Origin of the sequence: Methylophilus sp. Leaf408, from assembly GCF_916856905.1 — a bacterium.
Classification (GTDB): domain Bacteria; phylum Pseudomonadota; class Gammaproteobacteria; order Burkholderiales; family Methylophilaceae; genus Methylophilus.
In genome coordinates, this window is record NZ_CAKASK010000001.1 from 1,539,223 (window position 1) to 1,563,709 (window position 24,487).

24 protein-coding genes are annotated in these 24,487 nt (G+C 48.7%); 8 read left to right on the forward strand and 16 right to left on the reverse strand.

Features of this window, described 5'->3' with window-relative positions:
- The first annotated feature begins 448 nt into the window (after nt 1–448).
- Nucleotides 449–1,702 (forward strand): SfnB family sulfur acquisition oxidoreductase, encoded by a 1,254-nt coding sequence (locus LPA26_RS07165; protein ID WP_229007829.1) that lies wholly within the window; start codon nt 449–451, stop codon nt 1,700–1,702.
- Between the two features lie 178 nt (nt 1,703–1,880).
- Here LPA26_RS07165 and LPA26_RS07170 read toward each other — a convergent pair whose 3' ends face one another.
- From LPA26_RS07170 to ssuD, 8 genes are all read right to left on the reverse strand, one after another.
- Nucleotides 1,881–2,663, reverse strand: a complete 783-nt coding sequence (locus LPA26_RS07170) for a hypothetical protein (protein ID WP_229007830.1) — start codon at nt 2,661–2,663, stop codon at nt 1,881–1,883.
- 55 nt (nt 2,664–2,718) lie between these two features.
- Nucleotides 2,719–3,285, reverse strand: coding sequence for a hypothetical protein (locus tag LPA26_RS07175; protein WP_229007831.1), 567 nt, complete (start codon nt 3,283–3,285; stop codon nt 2,719–2,721).
- A gap of 78 nt (nt 3,286–3,363) precedes the next feature.
- Entirely contained in the window at nt 3,364–3,654 is a 291-nt protein-coding gene (locus tag LPA26_RS07180; protein WP_229007832.1) for a hypothetical protein, read from the reverse strand.
- A 12-nt stretch (nt 3,655–3,666) separates the two neighbouring features.
- Complete coding sequence (locus tag LPA26_RS07185) at nt 3,667–4,125, reverse strand: hypothetical protein (protein WP_229007833.1); 459 nt, start codon at nt 4,123–4,125, stop codon at nt 3,667–3,669.
- Nucleotides 4,126–4,371: 246 nt separating this feature from the next.
- A complete protein-coding gene (gene ribB, locus LPA26_RS07190) occupies nt 4,372–5,082 on the reverse strand; it encodes a 3,4-dihydroxy-2-butanone-4-phosphate synthase (RefSeq protein ID WP_229007834.1) in 711 nt (236 codons plus the stop codon).
- A gap of 13 nt (nt 5,083–5,095) precedes the next feature.
- Nucleotides 5,096–5,956, reverse strand: a complete 861-nt coding sequence (locus LPA26_RS07195) for an amidohydrolase family protein (RefSeq protein ID WP_229007835.1) — start codon at nt 5,954–5,956, stop codon at nt 5,096–5,098.
- A gap of 21 nt (nt 5,957–5,977) precedes the next feature.
- Nucleotides 5,978–7,243, reverse strand: a complete 1,266-nt coding sequence (locus LPA26_RS07200) for an acyl-CoA dehydrogenase family protein (protein ID WP_229007836.1) — start codon at nt 7,241–7,243, stop codon at nt 5,978–5,980.
- A 9-nt stretch (nt 7,244–7,252) separates the two neighbouring features.
- Complete coding sequence (ssuD, locus tag LPA26_RS07205) at nt 7,253–8,386, reverse strand: FMNH2-dependent alkanesulfonate monooxygenase (protein WP_229007837.1); 1,134 nt, start codon at nt 8,384–8,386, stop codon at nt 7,253–7,255.
- 381 nt (nt 8,387–8,767) lie between these two features.
- Here ssuD and LPA26_RS07210 point away from each other — a divergent pair, with 381 nt between their 5' ends.
- Genes LPA26_RS07210 through ribA form a run of 3 tightly spaced genes read left to right on the forward strand, consistent with a single transcriptional unit; the run spans nt 8,768 to nt 11,728 of the window.
- Nucleotides 8,768–9,976, forward strand: a complete 1,209-nt coding sequence (locus LPA26_RS07210; RefSeq protein ID WP_229007838.1) for an acyl-CoA dehydrogenase family protein — start codon at nt 8,768–8,770, stop codon at nt 9,974–9,976.
- Between the two features lie 5 nt (nt 9,977–9,981).
- Nucleotides 9,982–11,094 carry a sigma-54-dependent Fis family transcriptional regulator gene (locus LPA26_RS07215; RefSeq protein WP_229007839.1) on the forward strand — a complete coding sequence of 371 codons (1,113 nt, stop codon included), beginning with the start codon at nt 9,982–9,984 and terminating at the stop codon, nt 11,092–11,094.
- Nucleotides 11,081–11,728, forward strand: a complete 648-nt coding sequence (gene ribA / locus LPA26_RS07220; RefSeq protein ID WP_229007840.1) for a GTP cyclohydrolase II — start codon at nt 11,081–11,083, stop codon at nt 11,726–11,728. The genes LPA26_RS07215 and ribA overlap by 14 nt, the downstream gene beginning before the upstream one ends.
- A 283-nt stretch (nt 11,729–12,011) precedes the next feature.
- Here the strand turns inward: ribA and LPA26_RS07225 are convergent, their stop codons facing one another.
- From LPA26_RS07225 to paoA, 3 genes are read right to left on the reverse strand one after another with little or no spacing between them, the layout of a single operon-like run.
- Nucleotides 12,012–14,282 carry a xanthine dehydrogenase family protein molybdopterin-binding subunit gene (locus LPA26_RS07225; protein ID WP_229007841.1) on the reverse strand — a complete coding sequence of 757 codons (2,271 nt, stop codon included), beginning with the start codon at nt 14,280–14,282 and terminating at the stop codon, nt 12,012–12,014.
- A gap of 2 nt (nt 14,283–14,284) precedes the next feature.
- Nucleotides 14,285–15,235 (reverse strand): xanthine dehydrogenase family protein subunit M, encoded by a 951-nt coding sequence (locus LPA26_RS07230; RefSeq protein WP_229007842.1) that lies wholly within the window; start codon nt 15,233–15,235, stop codon nt 14,285–14,287.
- A complete protein-coding gene (gene paoA / locus LPA26_RS07235) occupies nt 15,232–15,879 on the reverse strand; it encodes an aldehyde dehydrogenase iron-sulfur subunit PaoA (RefSeq protein WP_229007843.1) in 648 nt (215 codons plus the stop codon). The genes LPA26_RS07230 and paoA overlap by 4 nt, the downstream gene beginning before the upstream one ends.
- A 410-nt stretch (nt 15,880–16,289) precedes the next feature.
- On the opposite strand from paoA, the gene LPA26_RS07240 reads away from it, so the two are divergent.
- The 3 genes from LPA26_RS07240 to LPA26_RS07250 all read left to right on the forward strand — a co-directional run bounded on the left by LPA26_RS07240 (nt 16,290) and on the right by LPA26_RS07250 (nt 19,173).
- Entirely contained in the window at nt 16,290–16,577 is a 288-nt protein-coding gene (locus LPA26_RS07240; protein ID WP_055826602.1) for a co-chaperone GroES, read from the forward strand.
- 114 nt (nt 16,578–16,691) lie between these two features.
- The gene (groL, locus tag LPA26_RS07245; protein WP_055826605.1) at nt 16,692–18,329 is read left to right on the forward strand and encodes a chaperonin GroEL; all 1,638 of its coding nucleotides are present in this window, start codon (nt 16,692–16,694) and stop codon (nt 18,327–18,329) included.
- Between the two features lie 229 nt (nt 18,330–18,558).
- Nucleotides 18,559–19,173 carry an FKBP-type peptidyl-prolyl cis-trans isomerase gene (locus LPA26_RS07250; RefSeq protein ID WP_055826609.1) on the forward strand — a complete coding sequence of 205 codons (615 nt, stop codon included), beginning with the start codon at nt 18,559–18,561 and terminating at the stop codon, nt 19,171–19,173.
- Nucleotides 19,174–19,266: 93 nt separating this feature from the next.
- On the opposite strand, the gene LPA26_RS07255 is transcribed toward LPA26_RS07250, so the two are convergent.
- From LPA26_RS07255 to LPA26_RS07275, 5 genes are all read right to left on the reverse strand, one after another.
- Nucleotides 19,267–20,202, reverse strand: a complete 936-nt coding sequence (locus tag LPA26_RS07255) for an SdiA-regulated domain-containing protein (protein WP_229007844.1) — start codon at nt 20,200–20,202, stop codon at nt 19,267–19,269.
- A 208-nt stretch (nt 20,203–20,410) separates the two neighbouring features.
- Nucleotides 20,411–21,403: an NAD(P)H-dependent glycerol-3-phosphate dehydrogenase gene (locus LPA26_RS07260; RefSeq protein WP_229007845.1), complete on the reverse strand. Its 993-nt coding sequence runs from the start codon at nt 21,401–21,403 to the stop codon at nt 20,411–20,413.
- A 69-nt stretch (nt 21,404–21,472) separates the two neighbouring features.
- Nucleotides 21,473–21,949: a protein-export chaperone SecB gene (secB, locus tag LPA26_RS07265; protein ID WP_055826615.1), complete on the reverse strand. Its 477-nt coding sequence runs from the start codon at nt 21,947–21,949 to the stop codon at nt 21,473–21,475.
- Between the two features lie 105 nt (nt 21,950–22,054).
- Entirely contained in the window at nt 22,055–22,312 is a 258-nt protein-coding gene (grxC, locus tag LPA26_RS07270) for a glutaredoxin 3 (RefSeq protein WP_055826622.1), read from the reverse strand.
- Nucleotides 22,313–22,362: 50 nt separating this feature from the next.
- The gene (locus LPA26_RS07275) at nt 22,363–22,773 is read right to left on the reverse strand and encodes a rhodanese-like domain-containing protein (RefSeq protein ID WP_055826624.1); all 411 of its coding nucleotides are present in this window, start codon (nt 22,771–22,773) and stop codon (nt 22,363–22,365) included.
- 135 nt (nt 22,774–22,908) lie between these two features.
- On the opposite strand from LPA26_RS07275, the gene gpmI reads away from it, so the two are divergent.
- Nucleotides 22,909–24,459: a 2,3-bisphosphoglycerate-independent phosphoglycerate mutase gene (gene gpmI, locus LPA26_RS07280; RefSeq protein WP_055826627.1), complete on the forward strand. Its 1,551-nt coding sequence runs from the start codon at nt 22,909–22,911 to the stop codon at nt 24,457–24,459.
- Nucleotides 24,460–24,487: the final 28 nt, after the last annotated feature.

A 24,487-nucleotide genomic window follows, 5' to 3' on the forward strand; every position in this document is an offset into this window, starting at 1 on the left:
GCTCCTAAACTTTGGTTGCCGGCGCCAATTTGATGTGTTCAATATCGGTGAGCCAGCTCCCTATAGATATAGCAGCAACCATGCCAGGAGTATTTTTTCATATATTTCAATGACTTATGAAAATTAAGCGCCATTTAACCATGTTGAAATTTAGCTATATATGCTGATGCACTGCTGATATAGCAGCAGCTAAAACAGAAATACAGCACCTGACTCACGCTTTACCAGCTAAAAACTGGCTATTAGGTGCTGATTAATCAGCACCCATTCAGCAGAAAGCTGTTTCTAAAGCGCTCAACGTAATCACGAAATTAAATAAAACATTTAAATTCAATTACTTATCTATTGGCATGCTAAATGCAATAGCTACACCGACGCGCAGCGCTATTTAACAACTAAATGACTGCGCTTTTAAATCTCCCTTATTTTTAGTTAGAAGGATTCAAATATGACTGCACATGCAAGCAACGTTGCGCATTTGCCCGAGAGCCTGAACCAGGCGCACGAACATCGCGGCAGGGATGCCGCCCATATTATTAAAAGTGATGCCGAAGCCATCGCGGTTGCACATCAGGTAGCCACTGAAATCGCCAAAGAGGCTTCAATCCGCGACAAGGAAAGACGCTTGCCGCGCAAAGAGCTGGATTTATTCTCCAGCAGCGGCTTGTGGGGCATTACCGTGCCTAAGGAATATGGCGGCGCAGGAGTTTCTAATAAAACCCTGGCAGAAGTGATTGCAATAGTGGCAGAAGCTGACCCCAGCATAGGCCAGATCCCGCAAAACCATTTGTATATGGTGGAAGGTTTGCGCCTGGATGGCACGGATTTCCAGAAGCGCTACTTTTTTGACCTGGTGCTGCAAGGCGTACGCTTTGGCAATGCCTTTTCTGAAGTCGGCACCAAAAGCGTCAATGATGTGAAAACCAGGCTGACACCCGCCAACAGCGGCTACTTCCTGAATGGCAAAAAATTCTATTCCTCAGGGGCATTGCTGGCGGATTGGGTACCGGTGGTGGCCAAAGACGAAAACGACAATACCGTGGTGGCGTTTGTCCCGGCTGGCGCTGAAGGCCTCACTATTATTGATGACTGGTCCAGCTTCGGCCAGCGCACTACTGCGAGCGGCACCACCATTCTGGACAATATTTTTGTGCCTAGCGAACACGTGGTACCACATCACCTGGCTTTTGACCGCCCTACCGCCATGGGCCCGGTGGCACAGATCATCCAGGCAGCGGTAGATACCGGCATCGCCCGTGCGGCATTTAAGGACACACTGCATTTCGTGCGTAATTACACCCGTCCATGGATAGACACCGAGCTGGAACACGGTTATGAAGATCCGCACACGATCAAGGATATCGGCGACCTGCAAATCCGTATCCATGCGACCGACGCTTTATTGGCCCGTGCCGGCGAGTATATTGATGAAGCGCAACGCAACCCGAACGAAGAAACCGTAGCGGAAGCTTCGATTGCAGTGGCTGAAGCCAAGGTGCTGAGTACTGAAACTGCCCTGCTGGCAGGTAGCAAGCTGTTCGAACTGGCAGGCACACGCTCTACCCTGGGCGAATACAATCTGGACAGGCACTGGCGCAATGCCCGCACGCATACGCTGCACGACCCTGTGCGCTGGAAATACCATGCGGTTGGCAATTACAGCCTGAACAAGGTGAAGCCACCACGTCACCCTTGGATTTAATCAAAGATACTAAAAAGCTGTATGAATAAACCCGCCAATTGGCGGGTTTATTCATAACTACATATACACTCGGATAAATAAACTACAAGCTCATACTTTAAGAAGTGATTAAATGCATAGCGTTTGAATTAAAGGACCTTCTTTAGCAGTTCCCGCTTGAACGATGGGCTAGAGGAAGTTACCAAAATTGCCACCACGGTTTAACGCGCTCTGATAGAACTTCAGTGTATTCGTTAACTGAAATTTTATTAGGGGTCTGTTTGACTTGAAGATTTTCAAGGGAGTCATCACCTAACTTACTTTCATCATGCTTAAAACCAGCATTTGCTTTTAATCTCTTCCGAACTGCACGAAGCACATTAGCTTTCGTGGTAGCTAGGGACCCATCGAAATCGAGAGCAAACTCCACAAACTTGATTGCTTCACGGTCTCCAATGCCACGAAGCGCTAAAAGTACGATTGCTCTTTTGATCTCAGTTTTTGCATGTGGATAAAGAGCGAACAAGAAATCTTGGATTGCCTTTGCTTGAGAATTTGTAACTGTTACAGGTTGTTTAAACGATAGCAGTGAATTAAATGCTTTTGCAACACGTAATGCTTCCACTTCGAACTTAGGTAAATCTGACAGGTACTTTTTAGAAAGCTCAAGTAGAAATGAAATTGACTCGTTAGTATGAATTTCTTCGATAAGTCCAATAATGTACGATATGTTTTCTTGCTCTTGCGCTAGTACGCGAAGACCTGAAAATTGCTCCTTTGCGTATGTACTCGCCACAGCCGCCCATTTAGCGAAGTGGTCAACTCTTGTACCATCTGGTTGTTGTGTAACCCAATTATGCGCAGGAGCTAATCGTGCAAGTTCCTGAGCCAGACCTGGCTGGTTCTCAACAGCGGCCTGTAATATATGCTCAACCTCAAGGGAGCCATTGCGTGCTTTTTTTCGGAGAGTTGTAATGTTCATGCGCTCTAACTTTTGAATTAAGGGACGCTGTTAGGCGTTCCGAATGTAAGATAGGTTAGACACCAATATGGGCCACATGCTCAATTGCATTTAGTGCTCCTTGTAAGAGCGCCTCTTCGCTTTGAAGTACCTTCCCCCACTCAGCCTCTAAGTCATGCGCTGCTTTATGAAGGTGAACAAAGTTGCGTACTTCATGCATTGCTTTCACATTTGCCCATATAGCGGCAACTTCGTTTCGAGGAGCTTTATTTACCTCCCAGGCACGAATAACATTGCCAAAAGTTCTACGGAGAGGGTTTTCATTGAGAGGGTAGCCTCGCGCTTCAGCAAGCGCTCTGAGGGCAGCTTCAACAATAGACGCAGCAATAAGTACTGCTGCTTTAACCGCACCAGCTCTAACAGACAGGCCCAACTCGTAAACGTAGGGCGGTTGAGAAATCTGACTAGCTTGAGTATGGCGAATATTGTTAAGCATAAACAAATGAAAGTTCAAATACTGCTCTTCTGCTGCGATAGCATATTGAACCTCTGGATTGCCAAGTCGTTGCCATTTGAAAACTGCGACCGGCTTCAACGATTGAATTGTAAAGGTCGGATTAATGAAGAAAAAGTCAGCGGCCATGAAGTTAGGGCCTATGTTGAAATTAACCGGCTCCGCACTTTTGCGGAGTATGGGTTTAATGTCTGGTTAGAGTCTATCTCAGAGTTGCGCAAAAACATAACTCATAGCCTTGTCATTACGCTTGTATTCTGGCCGGACGGAGAAGACGGTTTCGGTCAAGTAGAAAGAAAATGCTTCTCGAACTTTAAGAAATTTCCAGCCTACAATTTCTCCACTTTCGCTTCCACCAGCCGTTTGATAACAGCGAAGAATTTCATCGCCGTCTTTGTCGCGACCATAAGCGTGAGGTTCAACAAACCGCGAATAGCCGTGATAACGAAGTTCAAGAACTTTGGCTTGCTGTATCGCCTGCAACAATATTGAATTCATTATTTGTTCTACCTATGCAGGTTGTTCTGCTTTCGGGGGCTGAATGTTTCCAGCGAGGCGCCCTTCATATTTATGACCGCATGAGGTGCATACTCGAATTCTAAACTCCTTCGAGTCGTGCACAAGTTGCTTTTGTTTATGATCGTTTTCCCAGCAACGTAAGCAATAAGGCACTCCGGTAGGTACACCATTTTCATCGGTTGTGTAATACGCATCATATTGTCGGACAAGAGAATCCTTCTTGTGAAAGGCATCTTCAAGCTCGGCAATTTTCTTGTCCTTTTCTGCCAAAGTATCCTGTACTTCGATCAGTTCAATTTTCGCATCTGCAAGTGAACTCAAAAGGTCAGCAAGCTTAAGTTTCAGCTCTGCTCGCTCAAGCGATAAATCACTTTCACGCAAAAACTTAACAATATCCGTTGCTGTCTTTAAACTGCTCAGTGCTGCGCCAATTGTTGCGAGATCAGGCATTAAGGTACTCCTGTTGTTGGCTTTAACGTAAAGTAGTCATCCTAAATGACGCAAAACTTTCCGTCATAGATGCTTTTTTGTTTAACGAATATATCACTTTATTGTGCCTAACCAATCACTTGCTTATTTTTAGGGCATCCTAAATCAATTAATCATACTTAGTGTGTCACCAACACCGCAATGATGACACCATCATCAATAAAAAAAGCCTTCTCCAGGAAGGCTTGTGAGTATTAAAAGGTGATATTAATCAAGATGGTTCATCGCAGCATCAAGCAAGCTTGCCGCGTTTTGTGCAGTACTAGTTGCGCCATACTCTCTGAAATCAAAAGGAAGATTTTTTGCACGATAGGCTTTGAGGTCTGCAATGGTAATGGCTTTCAAGCCGTACTGTCTGGCAAACCGCAACGAGTCAGGGCGTCTTGCCATGCTGCCATCTTCATTGACAATCTCGCATAGCACACCCGCCGGACTGAGGCCTGCCATTGCCGCCAGATCATAAGCGGCTTCAGTGTGGCCGGGGCGTTCCAAAACACCTCCTAACCTGGCACGGAGGGGGAATATATGGCCGGGACGCAGAAAGTCACTGGCGCGTGTGCTGGGGTCAGCCAGTTTGCGCAAGGTTAATGCGCGCTCTGCTGCCGATATGCCGCTCGTCGTGCCATGTTTGTAATCCACACTGATTGTAAATGCAGTACGAAAGGGGTCGCTGTTTTGCGTCACCATTTGTGGGAGTTGCAGCTCACGCAGACGCTCTTCACCCATGGCGACGCAGACAATGCCGCTGGTGTGCCTGACCAGGAAGGACATCTGTTCAGTGGTGATTTTTTCAGCGGCGATGATCAAGTCTCCTTCATTCTCACGGTCAGTATCGTCGACCACAATCACGAATTCTCCATTAGCAATGGCCTCAATTGCCTCGCTGACAGCATCAAATTTTTCCAGATTATTTTGCATTTAAAACACTTCCTTATTCTTTTTCGCCCAGGTTCAATACTCTGGCTGCGTTGCGGTAAAACACTTTTTCCAATACTTCGTCTTTGAAACCCAGTTGGATGAAATCATCTATGGTTTGCTGCATAGGCCGGAAAGGATACGAGGTTCCAAACAACAGCTGGTCACCCAGAAACTTGTTTGCTGCCTGCACATATAGCTCGGCACCCGGCTGGAAGATATACATATCGGGTACCAGGTATAAGTTGGGGTAGCGGAAAGCCGCACCAACGATTTCGTTCACAAACGGGTAATAGCCGTGAAAGCAAATGATATTTAAATCCGGGTATTTCCTGGCTAGCCGCGCGACGGCATTCGGGTGCGCATAATCCAGGTCTGGCGTGGTTGGTCCGGACATCACGCACACCGGCACTTTGTGGCGCTGACACGCCTTATAGACTGGATCAAAGATGGGATCATCTGCAAAGCGCGCTGGCTTGCCGAAACCGGGTTCGATGTTGATGGCTTTGAACTGGTGTTGATGGATAGCCTGATCAATCGCCGCCAATGCACTCTCTACCCCGCGGGTTTCAATATCTACCGACCCAAGCCCTACCAGTTTCGGGCTTTGCCTGACCAGTTGTGCAACCTGGTTATCATCTATCGTCAGATCAGGTGTTTCGCGGCCGACTACCACAGCGTAATCAATCCCAGCCTCATCAATTTCCTGCAGGTACCCTTCAACCGTGTAAGAGCGCCGGAAATGTTCAGGCTCCAGCGAGCCTACCCGCTGGTTAAGCCATTTTGCGGTTTCGTATGAAGGCGTGTTGGGAGTTGCGCCAAAAAAGTCATGCAAAAATGCAGGACGGTTGCGCATATCAATTATTTTTTGTTTCATGAAATCAATTCAATCAAGAGTTTAAGCGTAGAAACTTGGGGTTGGATAATTGCCGTTCAGTGCCCAATCCCCCAGGTCTTTCAGTTTGTAATCCACCGGGTCGTGCAAGGTGTATACCCGCAAGTTGCGCCAGTACCTGTCCATGCGCAGTTTGGCGGTGGTGGCCCTGGCACCTGCAACCTCGAATATGCGCGTCGTCACATCCAGGCCGGATTTTGTCGCATTCACCTTGGCGGAAAATACCGCCAGCGCCAGTTCACCCCTGGTTTTTTCGTCCAGGGACAGGTCTTTTTCCCAGGCTTGATCAAGCAAAGTGGCTGCGTGGTCAGCAAGGATGGCCGAGGCATGCAGACCGGCCCAGAATTCGCCGTAATGCAGCAGCGTAAACGGGTCCTGATGTATGGTTTGCGCCAGCGAGCCAGACCAGACGCGGCTGTTGCTGCTGGTGTATTTGACGCCTTCTTCCAACGCGCCTTCGGCAATGCCAATGTAGATATTGGTGAATATCAATTGCGCGACCAGCGAGCGCAGGCTGGCAAAAGAAGAACTCAGCGGACCCGGATCAATCAGTAATTCGCCATCTTCAACCAATAGCTGCTCAAACTCTGCACTTCCGCTGTCGGTCTGGCGCTGGCCGATATTGTCCCAATCGCCTTTCAGGTGTATGCCCTTGCGCTGGGTAGGTACCGCCGCGACCAGGAACTTGCCGGTATTTTCCTCAATGGCGGAGACAATCATGTAATCCGAATCCATAGAGCCTGAGCAAAAACTTTTCTGGCCGGTGAATTCATAACCACCGGAAATCTTGCGTGCAATGGTGCGGTTATCCAGCGGGTTGAGCGCGTTGCCCCACCACAAATTATGGCTGGCGGTTAACCGGTAATAGTGCTGCCATTGCGTGTCATTGGCGTACAGGCGGATAGAAGTCAGCATCAGGAACTGGAAGGCAAATACCTGGGCGATGGAACTATCAACGCGGGCGATCTGGCGGATGATGGTATAGATTTCCTGCCAGTTGCCACCCAGGCCGCCATAGGTTTGCGGGATGAGTAACTTCAATAACCCGCTATCGCGAACCGCCTGCCTTTGCTCGTAAGGCGTGCCGCCTGCCGCATCGCGCTCTACCGCTGTTTTGGCTAAATAGGCAACCAGTTGCTGCGTAACCTGCTGCGGGTTGCCGCTAAACGCAATGCCATGCTGATTAAATGTGTCCTTCTTTAATGTACCGTCATTCAATACTTTTTCTTTGGTTTCATCTTTCTGGCGGGCGTTAACTGCAAGTGTCATTACTGTCCCCTACGCCGCATGTTTAACCGGTCTGGCCGCGCCAAAGGGCCCGGTCATGTTGGTGTTGATACTCACCTCGGCTTCTACCCTGGGCTGCACCGGCAATAGCGGGAACAACAACTCGGCGACGCGGTAAGACTCTTCCAGATGCGGATAGCCGGAGAAGATAAAGTAATCAATCCCAAGCGATTGATACTCTTTGATCCTGTCAGCCACTTCCTGTGGGTTACCCACCAGCGCTGTGCCTGCGCCGCCGCGCACCAAACCTACCCCTGCCCACAAATTGGGCGAGACTTCCAGCTTGTCACGCCGCCCCTGGTGTAATTCGGTCATTTTCTTTTGCGCGACTGAATCAAAATTCGCAACTGCTGCCTGTGCAGCAGCAATCGTTTCATCGGTGACGTGCGATATTAAATCTTCGGCGGCGGCCCAGGCTTGCTCACTGGTTTCGCGCACAATCACATGCAGGCGGATACCGAAACGAATACTGCGCCCCTGCTGTGCCGCCGCCTCGCGAATCACGCGGATTTTTTCCGCTACCGCTGCCAGTGGCTCGCCCCAGGTCAAATGCACATCCACATGCTTGCTGCTCAGTGCAATGGCTGCTTCAGAAGCACCACCGATAAACAATGGCGGATAAGGCTTTTGCAGGCTGCCGGTGGGCAGGCTGGCACCTTTCACGCGCAAGTAATCGCCTTCAAAATCAACCACTTCTTCTGCCAGTACTGCACGCCAGATAGATAAAAATTCTTCCGCTTCTGCATAGCGCTCGTCATGGGCGAGAAAGCTGCCTTCCGCCTGCTGCTCTGCCGGGTCGCCACCAGCCACCACATTGATCAGCAAACGGCCACCGGAAATGCGGTCCAGCGTGGAGGCCATCCTGGCGGACACCACTGGAGAGATAAATCCAGGACGCGTGGCGACTAAAAATTTGAGTTGTTTGGTTTCATTGATCAGGGCAGAAGAAATCACCCAGGCGTCTTCGCAGGAACGGCCGGACGGAACCAACACCCCACCAAACCCAAGCCTGTCGGCTGCCTGTGCAATTTGTTTTAGATAAGAGAATGTTGCCGGCCTGGCACCCTTACTGGTGCCTAGATAACGCTGGTCCCCATGTGTGGGTAAAAACCAGAAAATTTCCATAATAGTGCTTTCCTTCACTCGTGCTACAGATTGAGTGAACAACTGCAAAGAGCATGCCATAAATAAAAATCAATCAATTCAGTCACTTAAATGATAGAAATTCAATGTTGCTGGATAAGCAGCACAATTAACCGGGGTGCTGCTGTATCAGCAGCATAGTTGCTGATACAGCAGCAGATTTGGTTTTAATAAGAAAAAACAGAGTTATTTGATTGCCACAACCGCAACCTCTCTATAAATAAATAAGCTATTGTTTTATATATACTTATTGCCAATATCAAGACACTATTAAAGCTGAGGCATGCTGAAAATCAGCACTCAATTGAGTTGGCACAAATCCTGCTGAATATTCCAGCATAAGCAATAAGCTGGATATAACTTTTGAATATAAATCAATTTGCCCTCATACCCACAGTGCACCTGAGTGATGGGTTGGAACCTTTGGCGGTAGCTAGACTATTGGCTGATTCATTTGCACTGACCGCAGTTGAGCGTGATCATCGCGGTGGCACACCAAAATTTGAACGTGATGCGTTGCGCAACAGCGGCCTGCTGTCGTTAATCATTCCGCAGCAATATGGTGGCTATGGTGCCAACTGGCAGGAAACCTTGCTGGTAGTACGTGAGTTTGCCAAGGTGGATAGTTCGATTGCGCATGTATATGGCTTTCAACACCTGATGCTGGCAACTGTGCGCCTGTTTTCGCGGCCTGATCAATGGGAACGCTGGTTTGAGCAAACTGCACAACTGGACTGGTTCTGGGGCAATGCACTTAACCCTTTAGATGACAGGACGATTTCCAAATCGTACGCGCACTGGCATGAGTTTTCCGGCAAAAAAAGTTTTTGTTCCGGCGCGCTGGATTCGGAAATGCTGATTGCATCGGCTATCAAGAAAACTGATGGCGAATTGGTGATTGCAGCTATTCCCACGTTGCGGACGGGTATTACCATCATGGATGACTGGGACAATATCGGCCAGCGCCAAACTGATAGCGGGACCGTGAATTTCGAGAAAGTACGTGTTGAAGAAAACGAACTGCTGACCGAGCCGGGGCCACTCAGCAACCCTTTTGCATGTTTAAGGCCGCTGATTGCGCAATTGATCCTGACCAATATTTACCTGGGCATTGCAGAAGGCGCTTTTAATGATGCGCAAAACTACACCTTGCACGAAGCCAGGCCATGGAAGAATTCTAACGTGGCTTTGACTAGTGAAGATCCTTATATCCTCAGCCATTATGGCGAGTTTTGGGTAAGCCTGGAGGCCACACGTGCGCTGACCAACCTGGCGGCAGAAAAGCTGGATAACGCCTGGGCAAAAGAATTGGCATTAACTGAAGGAGAGCGTGGCCTGGTAGCGACCAGCATCAGTGCCGCCAAAGTGCTGGCTACCCGCACCGGCCTGGATATTACCAGCCGCATGTTCGAAGTCGCGGGTTCAAGGGCAACACATGCAGGCTTGAGACTGGATCGGCATTGGCGTAACCTGAGAACACATACCCTGCATGACCCCATAGATTACAAAATCAAGGAGCTGGGTGAATGGGCGCTGAATGGCAGCTTCCCTAACCCTACATTTTACTCATGAAAATTATGGACAAATTTATCGAGCAACTGGATTACGCGAATGATGTGACCACCCGCGAGAACGAAAAAAAGCTGCTGACGCTGCCAAATTCGCGTTCGCTGACGACCTCTATCCGTGCCACGGCGCAGGTGTTTGAAGACCCCAAATCTATTGCACTGCTGAGCCGCATCAACCAGATCGCGCCCAGTGATGCAAATGTGCTGATCATAGGGGAAACGGGTACCGGCAAGGAACTGATCGCCAGACATGTGCACGAGCTCAGCAACCGTAAAGGAAAGCCGTTTGTCGCTGTAAATTGCGGCGCGTTTTCTGAAACCCTGGTTGAAAGCGAACTATTCGGCCATGAGAAAGGTGCGTTTACCGGCGCCTTTGTCGCCAAAGCAGGCTGGTTTGAAGCGGCTAATGGCGGGACACTGTTCCTCGATGAAATTGGCGATTTACCGCTCAACATCCAGGTCAAATTGCTGCGTGTGTTGCAAGAGCGCGAAGTCGTCCGCCTTGGCGCCAGAAAATCCACACCGATTGATGTGCGTCTGGTGGCGGCTACTAATGTTCGGCTGGAGGAAGCAGTACAGGCAGGTAATTTCCGTGAAGATTTATTCTATCGCTTACGCGTCGCTCACCTGGAATTACCAACCTTAAGAAACCGCCCCGGCGATATACTGCCGCTGGCTGAGTACTTCGTCGGTGAATACACACGCCGCCTGGGTTATTCAGAAATCCGCCTGGATGACTCCGCCAGGCAGAAACTGCTACAGCACAGCTGGCCAGGCAACATCCGTGAACTGGAAAATGTCATCCACCACTCGCTGCTGATCTGCAAGAACAATCTGGTACGTAGCGAAGATCTGCACCTATCTTCCATCCAATTGCACCGCCAGAAATCCGAACAGCAAGTGCAACATCAGGCTGAAGCAGATGTTCTGAAAGAGGCCTTCGACCAGTTATTTGAGTCAGGCAAAGAGGATTTATATACCTATTTTGAAGACGCGTTTGTCAAAGCCGCCTATGACCATTGCCACCAGAACCAGGTGCAAACCGCCAAATTACTCGGCGTCAGCAGAAATGTAGTAAGGGCCAAGCTGATCAAAATGGGAGCGATTAATGCGCTTAGATGATTTGCAGCCAGCATTAGAGGCCGAGCGCATCACACTGAAAGCCACTTCAAAGTTAACCACGCAATACGGCGAATACCTGTTGCATGTGTTTGAAGACGCGCAAACCCATATTGAACATATCGCATTGGTGCTAGGTGATATTGCAGGCAAAAACAACGTCTTAACCCGCGTGCATTCAGAATGCCTGACGGGTGACGTGTTTTCATCGCAACGCTGCGATTGCGGGGACCAGTTCAAACTTGCGCAGACACTAATCCAGCAAGAAGAAAAAGGCGTCATCATCTACTTGCGCGGCCAGGAAGGCAGAGGCATAGGTATAACCAACAAGATACTGGCTTATGGTCTGCAAGACGGCGGGCTGGATACGGTGGATGCCAATCTGAAATTGAACCTGCCGGTGGATAGCAGACAATATGAAGCCGCTGCTGTCATTTTAAAAAAACTCAGTATCGCTTCCATCACCCTGCTCACTAATAATCCGGGAAAGGTCTCATCGTTACTTTCCCATAAAATCGTGATTGATAAAATCCGACCTTTGCAGACAGAAATGAACGCCTCGAATCAATCCTATTTGTATGCTAAAAAATTAAAATTGGGACATGTGCTATCCATACAAAACAATCAAACTCTATAACTTGATTGATTAATGCAGTCTGCAACGACATGATTCCAGAAGCGTAACCATGCCCTCCTACGCAGCCAACCCAAGAAAAGCCAAATTGGCCTTACTCATATAAATCCTTACTGAGTTCTTAAAAAACACCAGTCACAATTTGGCATTTGAGACAGGGATGGTAATAACTATCTGTTTAGAATCATGAAAAATTTAAGTCTTATAAAAAAATGACTCGAACACTTTTATATATTTTATCGATAACTTTAAGCGTTCTTATTGGATTTTAAGGGTTACTATGAATCTATCCCACCTTGATCGGCATTTTGCCAATAAGTTTGTCGAGGGTGACAGGATAGTCACGCACACGAACACCTGTGGCATTGTAAATGGCGTTCGATACTGCTGCAGCCACGCCACAGATACCCAACTCCCCGACGCCTTTGGCTTTCATAGGGGATGAGATAGGATCAGTTTCTTCAAGGAAAATCACTTCCTGGTGCGGAATGTCTGCATGTACTGGGACTTCATAGCCTGCCAGGTCATGATTCACAAAATAACCATAGCGCTGGTCGACCTCCAGTGACTCCATCAAAGCAGCCCCTACCCCCATGGTCATCGCGCCAATTACCTGGCTACGTGCCGTTTTTGGATTAAGGATGCGCCCGGCTGCGCAAACGGCTAACATACGGCGAATCCGGGTTTCGCCGGTGTAAGCATCCACAGCAACCTCTACAAAATGTGCACCAAAGGTGGACTGCTGATATTTTTTATCAAGATCACCGAATTCAATCGTATCTTCAGCGTTTATACCTTGGCTGCCCGCCAATTCCGCCAGAGTAAAGCTCTGTGAGCCATGAAGGATTTTCTCATCAGCAAAAACGGCACTGTCGATATTGAAATTTGCTTTTTGCGCGATGGCTTCCCGCAATTTGACACAGGCAGCATACACACCTGAAGTAGAACTGTTACCGCCCCACTGACCGCCTGAACCAGACGACACCGGAAAATTCGAGTCGCCAAGTCTGACATTGACCTTTGCTAAAGGAACGCCCATCATTTCCGCCGCCGTTTGGGCAATGATGGTGTAGCTCCCGGTACCGATGTCCGTCATGTCAGTTTCAACAGTCAAATAACCACGCCGATCCAGACGTACGCGTGCAGCTGATTTCGTGACGATGTTATCCCGATAAGCGGATGCTACTCCCAATCCAATCAACCAGCGGCCTTCACGCAATACCCCAGGCTTAGCTTTTCGTTTGCTCCATCCAAATTGTTTAGCGCCAATTTGGAAGCACTTCACCAGTTGACGTAAGGAAAATGGTGGATGAGGATTTGGTGGCTCTTTTTCTTCAGGTTTTTTGGATTGCGAATCTGTCGATGAAGGTTTAGCAGGAGAGTCCGGAACAGTTTGAGTGTCATTCCTGATGCGGAACTCAATGGGATCCATGCCTAATTTCTCTGCCATTTCATCCATGGCGATTTCCAGCGCCGCCAGCCCGGAAGCCTCGTTTGGCGCACGCATGGCGTTGGCTTCAGGTAGATCCAGCCTGGACACGCGATTCGAGGTCATCCGGTTTGCTCCCGCATACAGGGAGCGCGTCTGGAATGCGCCGGCCTCAGGCCCGCCCTCCGGCAAGTTGCCCGACCAGCTTTCATGGCCGATAGCGGTAATCAGTCCATCTTTATTAGCGCCAATGCGTATGCGCTGAATCGTTGCGGAACGGTGCGTTGTATTGTTAGGGATCAAAGCGCGCTGCAAACTCACTTTCACGGGGCGTTGTGCGGCCCTGGCTGCAAGGGCGGCCATTAAGGCATCAGAGCGCAAAAATAATTTGGCACCAAATCCACCACCGATATACGGGGATATCACCCGCACTTTTTCCTTGGCAATGCCGAGAGTCTTCGCCATATCCCCAACCGCCCAATCTATCATCTGATTAGAGGTCCATAGTGTTAACTGGCCGCCATCCCAGGCTGCAATCGTGGCATGCGGTTCCATCATCGAATGCGATTCATGGGAAGTGGAGTAAGTCGCATCCAACTTTAAAGATGATGATGCAAAAGCGGCGTCGAAATTACCTACGGCACTCTCACCCGCTGTACCCGTATCATCTGTGGGGACGCCTTTGGGCTTTTCTTTTTCCAGGTCATAATAGCCCTTGGATCGCTCATACTTAACCTGGATCAGGTGAGCGGCAGCTCGGGCTTGTTCAAAGGTTTCGGCCACCACAATGGCGATAGCCTGGTGATAGTGCTGAATTTCTGGGCCACCCAGCAACAGGGCTGTATTGAATTTACCTTTAGCGAGCTTTCCCGCATTTTGGTAAGTCACGATTGTGATTACGCCTGGATAAGCTTTGGCAGCTGATAAATTAAGTGAGGTAATGTGGCCTTTTGCAATACTCGATCCAAGTATGTAACCAAAGGCCTGGTTTGCGATAACGTCATTCCGGTCATAGGCATAAGGCGCGGTGCCAGTGGTTTTGAGCGGGCCATCAATGCGGGAAACGGGCTGACCCACCACTTTCAGTTGGTCTATAGGGTTATTGGTTGCCGGGGTATCGAATTTCATGGTTATGCCTTCGCTTCATTGATGACCGACGCTAGCGTACGTTCCAGCAGGGACACTTTAAATGCATTGTCATGTGTGGTACGCGCATTTGCCAACAACTTAGCCGACACTGCTTTGGCCCCTTTCGGCAAAGCCCGCTCAGCTTCCTCAACGCGCCAGGGCTTATGTGCCACGCCGCCTAGCGCCACTCTGCCTGATCCGTCTCGTTGAATAATGGCTGCAACAGATACAAGAGCAAAGGCATAAGATGCGCGGTCTCTTACTTTCCGGTAAATGTGCATGCCACCAACAGGCGGCGGAAGTGTCACCGCAGTGATCAACTCCCCCTTCTCCAGCGTATGTTCAATCTGGGGTGTATTCCCAGGTAACCTGTGCAACTCAGCAATAGGTATCGATCGGATTGCCCCGTTCGAACGAACAGTCTCAATCGTCGCATCCAATACCCGCATGGCAACAGCCATGTCGCTCGGATGAGTAGCAATACATTGATCACTCACGCCTACAATCGCATGATTGCGGCTATATCCGCCAAGTGCCGCACAGCCAGTCCCTGGCTCCCGTTTGTTACAGGGCAGATTGGTATCATAAAAATAAGGACAGCGGGTACGCTGTAATAAGTTACCAGCCGTGGTTGCCTGATTTCTCAGCTGACCGGAGGCGCCTGCAAGCAAGGCTCTTGAAAGGACGCCATATTTGCGCCGCACAATGTCATGCGCAGCAAGGTCCGTATTGCGCACCAGGGCACCGATTCGTAAACCACCATCGGTGGTAGGTTCAATTTTATCCAAGCCAAGGTCATTTATATCAATTAAATGCCCAGGGGTCTCTACCTGCAATTTCATTAAATCCAGGAGGTTAGTCCCGCCTGCTATGAATTTCGAATTACTGATACGTGCTGCTTTGACAGCTGCATCAACCGGTAAATTGACTCTCTCATAAGTAAATGCTTTCATCTGGATACCCCGGCAACTTCTGTGATGGCTTCCTGGATATTTGAATAAGCACCACAGCGGCATAAATTACCGCTCATGCGTTCTCTGAACTCAATAGTGCTCATCTCAATTGGGTGTGTCAGATCCTCCGTGACATGACTCGGTATCCCGGCTTTGATCTCATCAAGCATCGCAACTGCGGAGCAGATTTGTCCCGGAGTACAGAATCCGCATTGATAGCCATCGTGCTTGATGAAAGCAGCCTGCATCGGATGTAGATTATTCGGAGTACCCAAACCTTCAATCGTTGTGATGTCGTGGCCTTCTTGCATCACGGCAAGGGTAAGGCATGAAGCGATACGTCGTCCGTCTACAATGACGGTACAAGCGCCACACTGGCCTTGATCACAGCCCTTTTTCGTCCCGGTGAGATGCAGTCGCTCCCGCAGGGCGTCAAGTAGCGTAGTTCGTGAATCAACCAGCAACTGGTGCTCACTGCCATTCACTCTCAATAAGACATTCACCTTGGAAGGCTCGGTAGTCTGTGAAGGCTGGATAACTGATCTGGCTTCAGCTTCAGTCGCAATTTTGGCAACCGCTATCGCTCCACTTGAAGCCGCAGTATTTCTTATGAATTTACGTCTGTTTGGATCGAATTCAGCCATTCTTCACTTCCTTGAAAAAGAGATTGCCGGATTAATCAATACTATTCGCGACAACTAGAGTGATAGATAAGAGTGGATTAAGTTCCTGTTCGATACGGCGGAGACAGGAATGAGAAGAATGCAGCCCGGAAAATCTGATAAGAAGTAAATAACAATCTAAGGCATTCATTACTTTAAAGCCCCAGCAACAAAGATTCCTGAAGACTAGTTATTTACTTATGGGTATTTGAAAAGTAATTAATGTTTGCCTGCCCACAAATTTTTTTAATTTCCCCTCTTGAAATGTGGCTTTATACCCCAAATTAGCAATCAAGGTGCGCGAGTGCTAAAATGCGCACTGCAACTCAACGTTGGTTATTTTTTATTAAAACGCTTCCCAAATAATACTTTAGGAATACAAGGAGACTTTTATGAGTATTCGTCCATTGCATGATCGAGTGATTGTTAAACGCGCCGCTGAAGAGCGCACAACCGCTTCTGGTATTGTGATTCCAGACAGCGCAACTGAAAAACCTGATCAAGGCATTGTGCAAGCCGTTGGTAACGGTAAAAAAGATGACAACGGAAAATCTATTCCGTTGGACGTAAAAGTGGGCGACAAAGTGTTGTTCGGCAAATACTCCGGTCAAGCAGTTAAGGTCGATGGCGAAGAGCTGTTGGTTATGCGCGAAGAAGACATCATGGCGATTGTAGAGTAATTCTGACCGCTTTGAAGGCGATTCTGCTTGCAGCATCCCTTTTTCAGCGCTTCATGATTAGACACAATTTCTAGTAAAAACCAATTGAATATTAAGCAATTTAGGAGAATTTAAATGGCAGCTAAAGACGTAAGATTTGGTGATGACGTTCGCCAAAAAATGGTTAACGGTGTCAACGTATTGGCTAATGCAGTACGCGTGACTTTGGGCCCTAAAGGCCGCAACGTAGTGTTGGAGCGCTCTTTCGGCGCGCCTACCATCACTAAAGATGGTGTTTCTGTAGCCAAAGAAATCGAATTGAAAGACAAGTTCGAAAACATGGGCGCTCAGATGGTGAAAGAAGTGGCTTCTAAAACCAATGACATCGCCGGTGACGGTACAACGACTGCCACAGTGTTGGCACAAGCGATCATCCGCGAAGGCATGAAATCTGTAGCAGCTGGTATGAACCCGATGGACCTGAAGCGCGGTATCGATAAAGCAGTTGAAGCTGCTGTGGCTGACCTGGCTGCACAATCCAAGCCATGTACAACCAGCAAGGAAATCGCACAAGTAGGTGCTATTTCTGCGAACTCCGATAGCTCAGTTGGCCAGATCATTGCTGATGCAATGGACAAAGTGGGTAAAGAAGGCGTAATCACTGTTGAAGACGGTTCAGGCCTGACCAATGAATTAGATGTGGTTGAAGGTATGCAGTTTGACCGCGGTTACCTGTCCCCTTACTTCATCAACAATCCAGAGCGTCAAATTTCGTTACTGGACAATCCTTTCGTGTTATTGCACGACAAAAAAATCTCTAACATCCGTGACCTGTTGCCTACACTGGAGCAAGTCGCTAAAGCTGGCCGTCCACTGCTGATCATTTCAGAAGACGTAGATGGCGAAGCATTGGCAACCCTGGTGGTGAACAACATCCGCGGCATCCTGAAAACCACTGCTGTGAAAGCCCCTGGTTTTGGTGACCGTCGTAAAGCCATGTTGGAAGACATTGCTGTGTTGACCGGTGGTACCGTGATTTCTGAAGAAGTTGGCCTAAAACTGGAAAGTGTACAACTGACTGACCTGGGTCAAGCGAAACGCATCGAAGTGGGTAAAGAAAACACCATCATCATCGACGGCGCTGGCAACGAAGAAACCATCAAAGCCCGTATCGGCCAGATCAAAACTCAAATCGAAGAAGCGACTAGCGACTATGACCGTGAAAAACTGCAAGAGCGCGTAGCCAAACTGGCTGGTGGTGTTGCTGTGATCAAGGTTGGCGCGACAACAGAAATCGAAATGAAAGAGAAAAAAGCCCGCGTGGAAGATGCCTTGCATGCAACACGTGCTGCGGTTGAAGAAGGTATCGTAGCTGGTGGTGGCGTGGCGCTGATCCGTGCCCGTGATGCGATTGCTAAAGTGAAAGGTGAGAACCTGGACCAGGAAGCAGGCGTGAAAATTGTTCTGCGCGCGGTTGAAGAGCCATTGCGTCAGATCACGCAAAACGCTGGTGTTGAGCCATCTGTAGTCGTGAACAATGTAGCGGCTGGCAAAGGCAACTACGGTTACAACGCTGCTAACGAAACTTACGGCGACATGATTGAAATGGGTATTCTGGACCCAACTAAAGTGACCCGTTCTGCATTGCAGAATGCCGCTTCAGTGGCTGGCTTGATGCTGACGACTGATTGCATGGTTGCTGAGTTGCCTAAAGAAGATGCGCCAGCGATGCCGGATATGGGTGGTATGGGCGGCATGGGCGGTATGATGTAATTTTTGCTACGTCAAAGCGGCTATTGCTGCGTTGCTTATCCTTATCGTACTTTAATGTACTGCCTGCGGATAAGCGCCTTGCACTAACCGCTTTCACTTGCAAAAATGCCCTAAGTAATATTTTCAAAACAGAACCCGCTTTGGCGGGTTTTGTTTTATCGATTTTGTCGGACATAATCACATCTTATGTTGTCGAACAGGCAGCATCCTCAAATGACGAAAGAACCTAATGACTATTGAATTGAAAACTCTGACCCAACGCCTGAGCTACATCGTGGGTGAAAACCTGGCTCACCAGCTCAAGAATGATAATCTTGAGCTGGATGCAGACGTGGTTGCGCTTGCTGTCCGCGATGTAATGACAGACCAGCCATCCCGTTTATCGAATGAAGAAAAGCAAAGCGCGGTTGAGCAGGTACAGAAAGAAAGCCAGGCAAAACAAGTGGCTGCACAGGCAAAAAACAAGGCTGATGGCGTGGCTTACCTGGCTGAGAATGCTAAAAAAGAAGGCGTGACAACTACTGAGAGCGGCCTGCAATATAAAGTACTGGTGACTGGCAATGGTGCAAAACCTGTCCCTAGCGATCGCGTAAAAGTGCATTACAGAGGCACGCTGATCGATGGCACCGTATTTGATAGCTCTTATGACCGTGGTGAACCTATCGTTTTCCCGGTGACCGGTGTGATTTCTGGCTGGGTAGAAGGCTTGCAGTTAATGCAGGTTGGCAGCAAATTCGAGCTGACCATCCCTTCTGAACTGGCTTATGGTGCTAACGGTAGCGGCCCGGTGATTGGTCCGGATGCGACGCTAGTATTTGAAGTTGAGTTGTTGGGTATTGAATAACTGCTTTAAACGAGACAAATTAGTGCAGAAAAACCCGCCAAGGCGGGTTTTTTCATTATCTCAGTTTAAATCAGTCACTGCTAATAAGCTGACTCAAGTGCGACTGGATTTAGGCTTGAAAACGTAAAAAAGGTTAGGCTCGCTGACGATATATACATTGCCTTCATCATCGATGGAAACGCCCTCTGCTTGCGGGACATTTTCGTGCAAACCGTGAAAGCCTTTCCATAAGGCTAATGACCCCAGCGTTTGACCTTGTTCGTTAAACTGTTTGAGCAATTTGGACTCATCACTAAGCAAAAAGAAATGCCCAGTACGTTCATGATAGGTGACTGAGGATAAATCCCTTAGTGCCCATTTTAACGCCGGATCAAATTGTGTCATCCGCTGCACTTCTATCTGGCTCTGCTTGTCTTCATTCGGCTCATACAAACCCGTCACAGACATCACGTACTTGGGATCACGCTCTTTCACGACGATCAGCCGATGGTGCACGCTATCCCACGTTACTCCCTCAAAATTCTTGTTACCGCGCTCGTTCATGCCAAACTTCAGCAACCGTCCATCCTTGATTGAGAGTTCACGCGTCTCCGGTTTTATTTGCAGTAGCCAGAGTTTACTTTCGCGCTCATCGGCAACTACATAATAATCTTTCTCCAGGTGTGAGATGCCTTCGAGGTCGTCAGTGCCGTGGACTTTGATTTCGCGGATAGGTTTGCCATCACGGGTTAACTCTACAATCATGCTCATATCATTGAGCACGGTAAACAATGTGCCTGTTTCATTATTGAACGCCAGGCCAGAAGCATTTTTGTAATCAGCGAGCTGCTTGCCTTCGATGGCTACCTCATATTCGGATAGATCGAGGCCATGATGATCATGATGCGTGAATTGATGCCACACATGCCAGGCCAGCGCTTCGGCCTTCATGACATACAGGGTGGAGGCGATGGACGCAATAATCGCCAGAGTAAAGCCTGCTTTTAATAACTTTGTTTTACTAAACTGCAAAATAATCTTCTCATTCATTTGAGCTAACTACCAGACTGCGTTCGCTAAGTATAGTTCCTGGTTTTATAGAGCATTTACATGACAAGGATGCGATACGGCGCAATAGCCCGCGACAGGATTAGCTGGAAAAATTTTAAACAGGATCTAAGTGCCTGTGAAGCACTTAGATGAAATCATTAAGAATAAACAAATTCTAGAAAATGGACTGGAATGACTAGCAAAAGGATCAGGCAGATTCCTGGCGTTGACCACGGCCTAATAGAGCACTAACCGCGTCTTGAGCGGTTTTTTGATTAGTCAGCAACTGATTCACTTCAAAAGTAATTGGCATCTCGACATGAATAACCTCAGCGCGACGCATTACTTCCCGTGCTGTATTCACACCCTCAGCGACATGTCCGAGACCAGCCAGAATGCTTTCCAGTGATTTCCCTGAAGCCAGTTGCAACCCTACTTCACGGTTGCGGGAATATTGGCCGGTACACGTCAGGATCAGGTCACCTGCCCCGGCCAAGCCCATAAAGGTATCGGCTTTGGCCCCTAAGGCCATGCCAAAGCGAGTGATTTCCGCCAAGCCACGGGTAATCATGGCTGCGCGCGCATTATTACCAAAACCCATACCATCTGAGATGCCGGCGGCGATTGCCATCACGTTTTTCACTGCACCACCCACTGAGGCACCAATGACATCAGTACTGTTGTATACACGCAGACAGCTTCCATGGATTAACTGCGCGGCTTCTTGGGCGAGTTCTGTATGGTTGGCCGCTAGCGTGATCGCGGTTGGCAAGCCACGTACCAGTTCAGCAGCAAAACTGGGGCCGCTTAATACGCCCCAAGGGTAACCACTGCCCAGTTCTTCCTGCGCCACTTCAAAAGGCAGTTTTGCAGTTTGTGGCTCCAAGCCCTTATTGGCCCAGATCAAAGGCTGGCTTATTCCCAACGCTTTCAGCTGTTGCAAAATCGGACGGAAACCCGCAGTGGGCACCACAGATAAAATCAAATCTGATCCAGCAACGGCTGTTGCGAGGTCATCTTCAACGGTCAGTTTTTCAGGGAAGGGGAATTCACCAAGGTAGAGGGGATTGGCGCGCGCTTTACGCATACCGGAAACGTGACCACTATTACGCGCCCACAGCACCACTTCATGCCGTAATGCGATATGCATGGCAAGCGCGGTACCCCAGGCACCTGCACCCAAAACTGCGACTTTACTCATTTACATTTATCCAGAAAAAACAGGCCATCGCTGACCTATTTTTTTGCTTAAATAAAATAGTCTTAAAAATTAATTTGGCGCGCCAGCGGCTTGGGCAGCCTGCTGTTGCTGTTGCAGGTACAACGCTTCAAAATTGATAGGGTTCAGCAATACTGGCATGAAACCGGCACGTGTCACCATATCGGAAATTGCTTCGCGCGCGTATGGGAACAGGATGTTAGGGCAAGCTACTGACAGGATAGGCTCAAGATTTTCTTGCGGAACATTACGGATCGCGAAAATGCCGGATTGGTTAACTTCTACCAAGAATGCAGTTTTGTCTTCAATTTTAGCAGTCACCGTGACCTTGATAGACACATTGAAAATGCCATCCTGTACTTGCTCAACCGCATTGCCCAACTCTACGTTGATTTGCGGGGTAGTACGCTCGGTGAAAATAGCTGGTGCATTTGGCACTTCGATGGATGCATCATGCACATACAGTTTTTCAATACTAAAAACTGGACCTGCGTTTTGTTCTGCTTGGTTTTGTGGTTCCTGAGCCATGAATCGTCCTTATAATATCTACGCAAAGCCGCTATTCTAACTGGTCATCCACGGCCTGACTATGTGTTTTTTGTGAAGGTTTTGATCTGGATTTCAATCCAAGCATCAGGCCGCCAGCAATGGGTCCAACTCACCGCGTACATCCAGTGCATGCAAATCATCAAAACCACCTACATGTCGCTCATCAATGTAGATTTGCGGCACGGTGCGGCGACCGGTTTTCTCCATCATTTCTGCGCGCAGTTCAGGCTGTAAATCTATACGGATTTTTTCAATCTCGGTCACACCCTTGTTGCGCAGCAAACGTTCGGCATTGATGCAATAAGGGCAGACTGCCGAGGTATACATCATTACTTTTGCCATGATTCCCTTTCCAACTTCACTTTAATGATTGTTCAAAGATTACTCAGCTGTTATTTTCCCAGAGGCATCTTGGCTTCAATCCAGGCCTGCATACCGCCTTTTAACTGATGCAATGCCGAAAACTGCTTTTCACGGAGTACTTTCACCGCTGCGCGGGTGCGGTTGCCCCGCTCGCAGACCAGCAATACCGGTTTATCCTTGAACTTCTCCAGCTCCGCTACGCGGGTTGCCAATTGCGACAACGGGATATTGCGCGCGCCTTGCAAGTGCCCTTGCTTGAATTCATCAGGCTCGCGCACATCCAGAACCAAAACCTGCTTGCGGCTCATCAGCATCACTGCTTCAGTGACTGTTAGCAATGTGCTACCCGCCGCAGAGCGGTTTAACAGTGGAAATAGTAGAGCCACGCCTGAGCCGATTGCCAGCCCGATTAATAGTACATTTTCTTTAAAGAATTCCACTTGATCTTTTACCTAAGCTTGTTGTCGAACCTGTCGCCCGCATCACCGTTGTTAGGTATGCGCCGCCAGCGGTTGCGATTATAATAGAGTAATTCTTGAATCCGACTTTCAGTCACCACATTTAAACGGTAAGCCATGTCAATTAAACCTGTTATTTTACTGATTCTGGATGGCTTCGGTCATAGCGAAATCCCGGAGCACAATGCAGTACTGCAAGCCAACACACCTAATCTGGATCAACTCAAGGCCCATTATCCACATGGGCTGATTAACGCCTCTGAACATTACGTTGGCCTGCCCGCAGGGCAAATGGGTAACTCTGAAGTAGGCCACCTGAATATTGGGGCAGGACGTATCGTTTTTCAAGACTTTGAGCGCATAAACAATAGCATCAGCAGTGGCGAGTTTTATAAACTGCCAACACTGGTCAACACCATGCAAACCGTCAAAGCTAACGACAAAGCCCTGCATATCCTGGGATTGCTGTCCGACGGCGGCGTACATAGCTACCAGCCGCATATCCATGCATTAATCGAAATGGCTAAACAGCAAGGCCTGAACAAGGTTTACATCCATGCATTCCTCGATGGTCGAGACACACCGCCTAAAAGTGCTCAACCCAACCTTGAAGCGCTGGAAAAAGAGCTGAAACTGCAAGGCGTGGGCAAGGTTGCCACAGTAGGTGGCCGTTTTTATGGCATGGATAGAGACAAGCGCTGGGAACGCGTTTCAGTCGCTTATGAATTACTGGTGAATGGTGTAGCAGAGTATGTCGCACCGGACAGCCTGACTGCCTTGCAACAGGCTTATGCGCGCGATGAAAGTGACGAGTTTGTTAAATGTACGGCTATCAGAAACGCTGATGACGCGCCTGTGCGCATGGAAGATGGCGATGCGCTCGTGTTCATGAATTTCAGAAGTGACCGCGCGCGCCAACTCACTGATGCGTTGCTGAAACCAGACTTTGATGGCTTTGCGCGTAGCCGTGTGCCTGCATTTAGCCACTATTTGACACTTACGCAATATGATAAAAATCAGCGCTTGGCGCAGCCGATTTTTGCACCTTTCACTGTGCCGAACACATTTGGCGAATATGTCGCCAACCTCGGCCTCAAACAATTACGGATTGCCGAAACCGAAAAATATCCGCATGTGACCTTCTTTTTTAACGGTGGCGAAGAAACCGTATTTACGGGTGAAGACCGCATTCTGGTGCCCTCCCCCAAGGTGGCCACTTACGATTTGCAACCAGAAATGAGCGCCCCTGAGCTCACCGACAAACTGGTGGCTGCTATTGAGTCCAGGCAGTACCAGGCGGTGATTTGCAATTATGCCAATGGTGATATGGTCGGCCATACCGGCAACCTGCAAGCGGCGATTAAAGCCGTTGAAACGCTGGATACATGTGTGGGCAGAGTCGTCGCAGCCGCACAAAAAAGCGGGGCCGAAGTCATCATCACTGCCGACCACGGCAATGCCGAAAGCATGTTTGATCACGACAGTGCCCAAGCGCATACCCAACATACCACTAATCTCGTGCCGTTCATTTACATTGGCCGCTCGGGGAAAGTGAATGAAAGTGGCGCGCTGTCTGATATTGCACCGACGTTACTGAAATTAATGGGTTTGCCAAAACCGGCAGAAATGACTGGGGAAAGCCTGGTTACACTGAATGAAGCAGCCTAAGCAACTTTGATGGTGCATGCCTGATATC

Bases quoted from the DNA above. Each gene is read 5' to 3' on its own strand.
- LPA26_RS07165 (WP_229007829.1), top strand. From the start codon at position 449: ATGACTGCACATGCAAGCAACGTTGCGCATTTGCCCGAGAGCCTGAAC.
- LPA26_RS07170 (WP_229007830.1), bottom strand. From the start codon at position 2,663: ATGAACATTACAACTCTCCGAAAAAAAGCACGCAATGGCTCCCTTGAG.
- LPA26_RS07175 (WP_229007831.1), bottom strand. From the start codon at position 3,285: ATGGCCGCTGACTTTTTCTTCATTAATCCGACCTTTACAATTCAATCG.
- LPA26_RS07180 (WP_229007832.1), bottom strand. From the start codon at position 3,654: ATGAATTCAATATTGTTGCAGGCGATACAGCAAGCCAAAGTTCTTGAA.
- LPA26_RS07185 (WP_229007833.1), bottom strand. From the start codon at position 4,125: ATGCCTGATCTCGCAACAATTGGCGCAGCACTGAGCAGTTTAAAGACA.
- ribB (WP_229007834.1), bottom strand. From the start codon at position 5,082: ATGCAAAATAATCTGGAAAAATTTGATGCTGTCAGCGAGGCAATTGAG.
- LPA26_RS07195 (WP_229007835.1), bottom strand. From the start codon at position 5,956: ATGAAACAAAAAATAATTGATATGCGCAACCGTCCTGCATTTTTGCAT.
- LPA26_RS07200 (WP_229007836.1), bottom strand. From the start codon at position 7,243: ATGACACTTGCAGTTAACGCCCGCCAGAAAGATGAAACCAAAGAAAAA.
- ssuD (WP_229007837.1), bottom strand. From the start codon at position 8,386: ATGGAAATTTTCTGGTTTTTACCCACACATGGGGACCAGCGTTATCTA.
- LPA26_RS07215 (WP_229007839.1), top strand. From the start codon at position 9,982: ATGGACAAATTTATCGAGCAACTGGATTACGCGAATGATGTGACCACC.
- ribA (WP_229007840.1), top strand. From the start codon at position 11,081: ATGCGCTTAGATGATTTGCAGCCAGCATTAGAGGCCGAGCGCATCACA.
- LPA26_RS07225 (WP_229007841.1), bottom strand. From the start codon at position 14,282: ATGAAATTCGATACCCCGGCAACCAATAACCCTATAGACCAACTGAAA.
- LPA26_RS07230 (WP_229007842.1), bottom strand. From the start codon at position 15,235: ATGAAAGCATTTACTTATGAGAGAGTCAATTTACCGGTTGATGCAGCT.
- paoA (WP_229007843.1), bottom strand. From the start codon at position 15,879: ATGGCTGAATTCGATCCAAACAGACGTAAATTCATAAGAAATACTGCG.
- LPA26_RS07240 (WP_055826602.1), top strand. From the start codon at position 16,290: ATGAGTATTCGTCCATTGCATGATCGAGTGATTGTTAAACGCGCCGCT.
- groL (WP_055826605.1), top strand. From the start codon at position 16,692: ATGGCAGCTAAAGACGTAAGATTTGGTGATGACGTTCGCCAAAAAATG.
- LPA26_RS07250 (WP_055826609.1), top strand. From the start codon at position 18,559: ATGACTATTGAATTGAAAACTCTGACCCAACGCCTGAGCTACATCGTG.
- LPA26_RS07255 (WP_229007844.1), bottom strand. From the start codon at position 20,202: ATGAATGAGAAGATTATTTTGCAGTTTAGTAAAACAAAGTTATTAAAA.
- LPA26_RS07260 (WP_229007845.1), bottom strand. From the start codon at position 21,403: ATGAGTAAAGTCGCAGTTTTGGGTGCAGGTGCCTGGGGTACCGCGCTT.
- secB (WP_055826615.1), bottom strand. From the start codon at position 21,949: ATGGCTCAGGAACCACAAAACCAAGCAGAACAAAACGCAGGTCCAGTT.
- grxC (WP_055826622.1), bottom strand. From the start codon at position 22,312: ATGGCAAAAGTAATGATGTATACCTCGGCAGTCTGCCCTTATTGCATC.
- gpmI (WP_055826627.1), top strand. From the start codon at position 22,909: ATGTCAATTAAACCTGTTATTTTACTGATTCTGGATGGCTTCGGTCAT.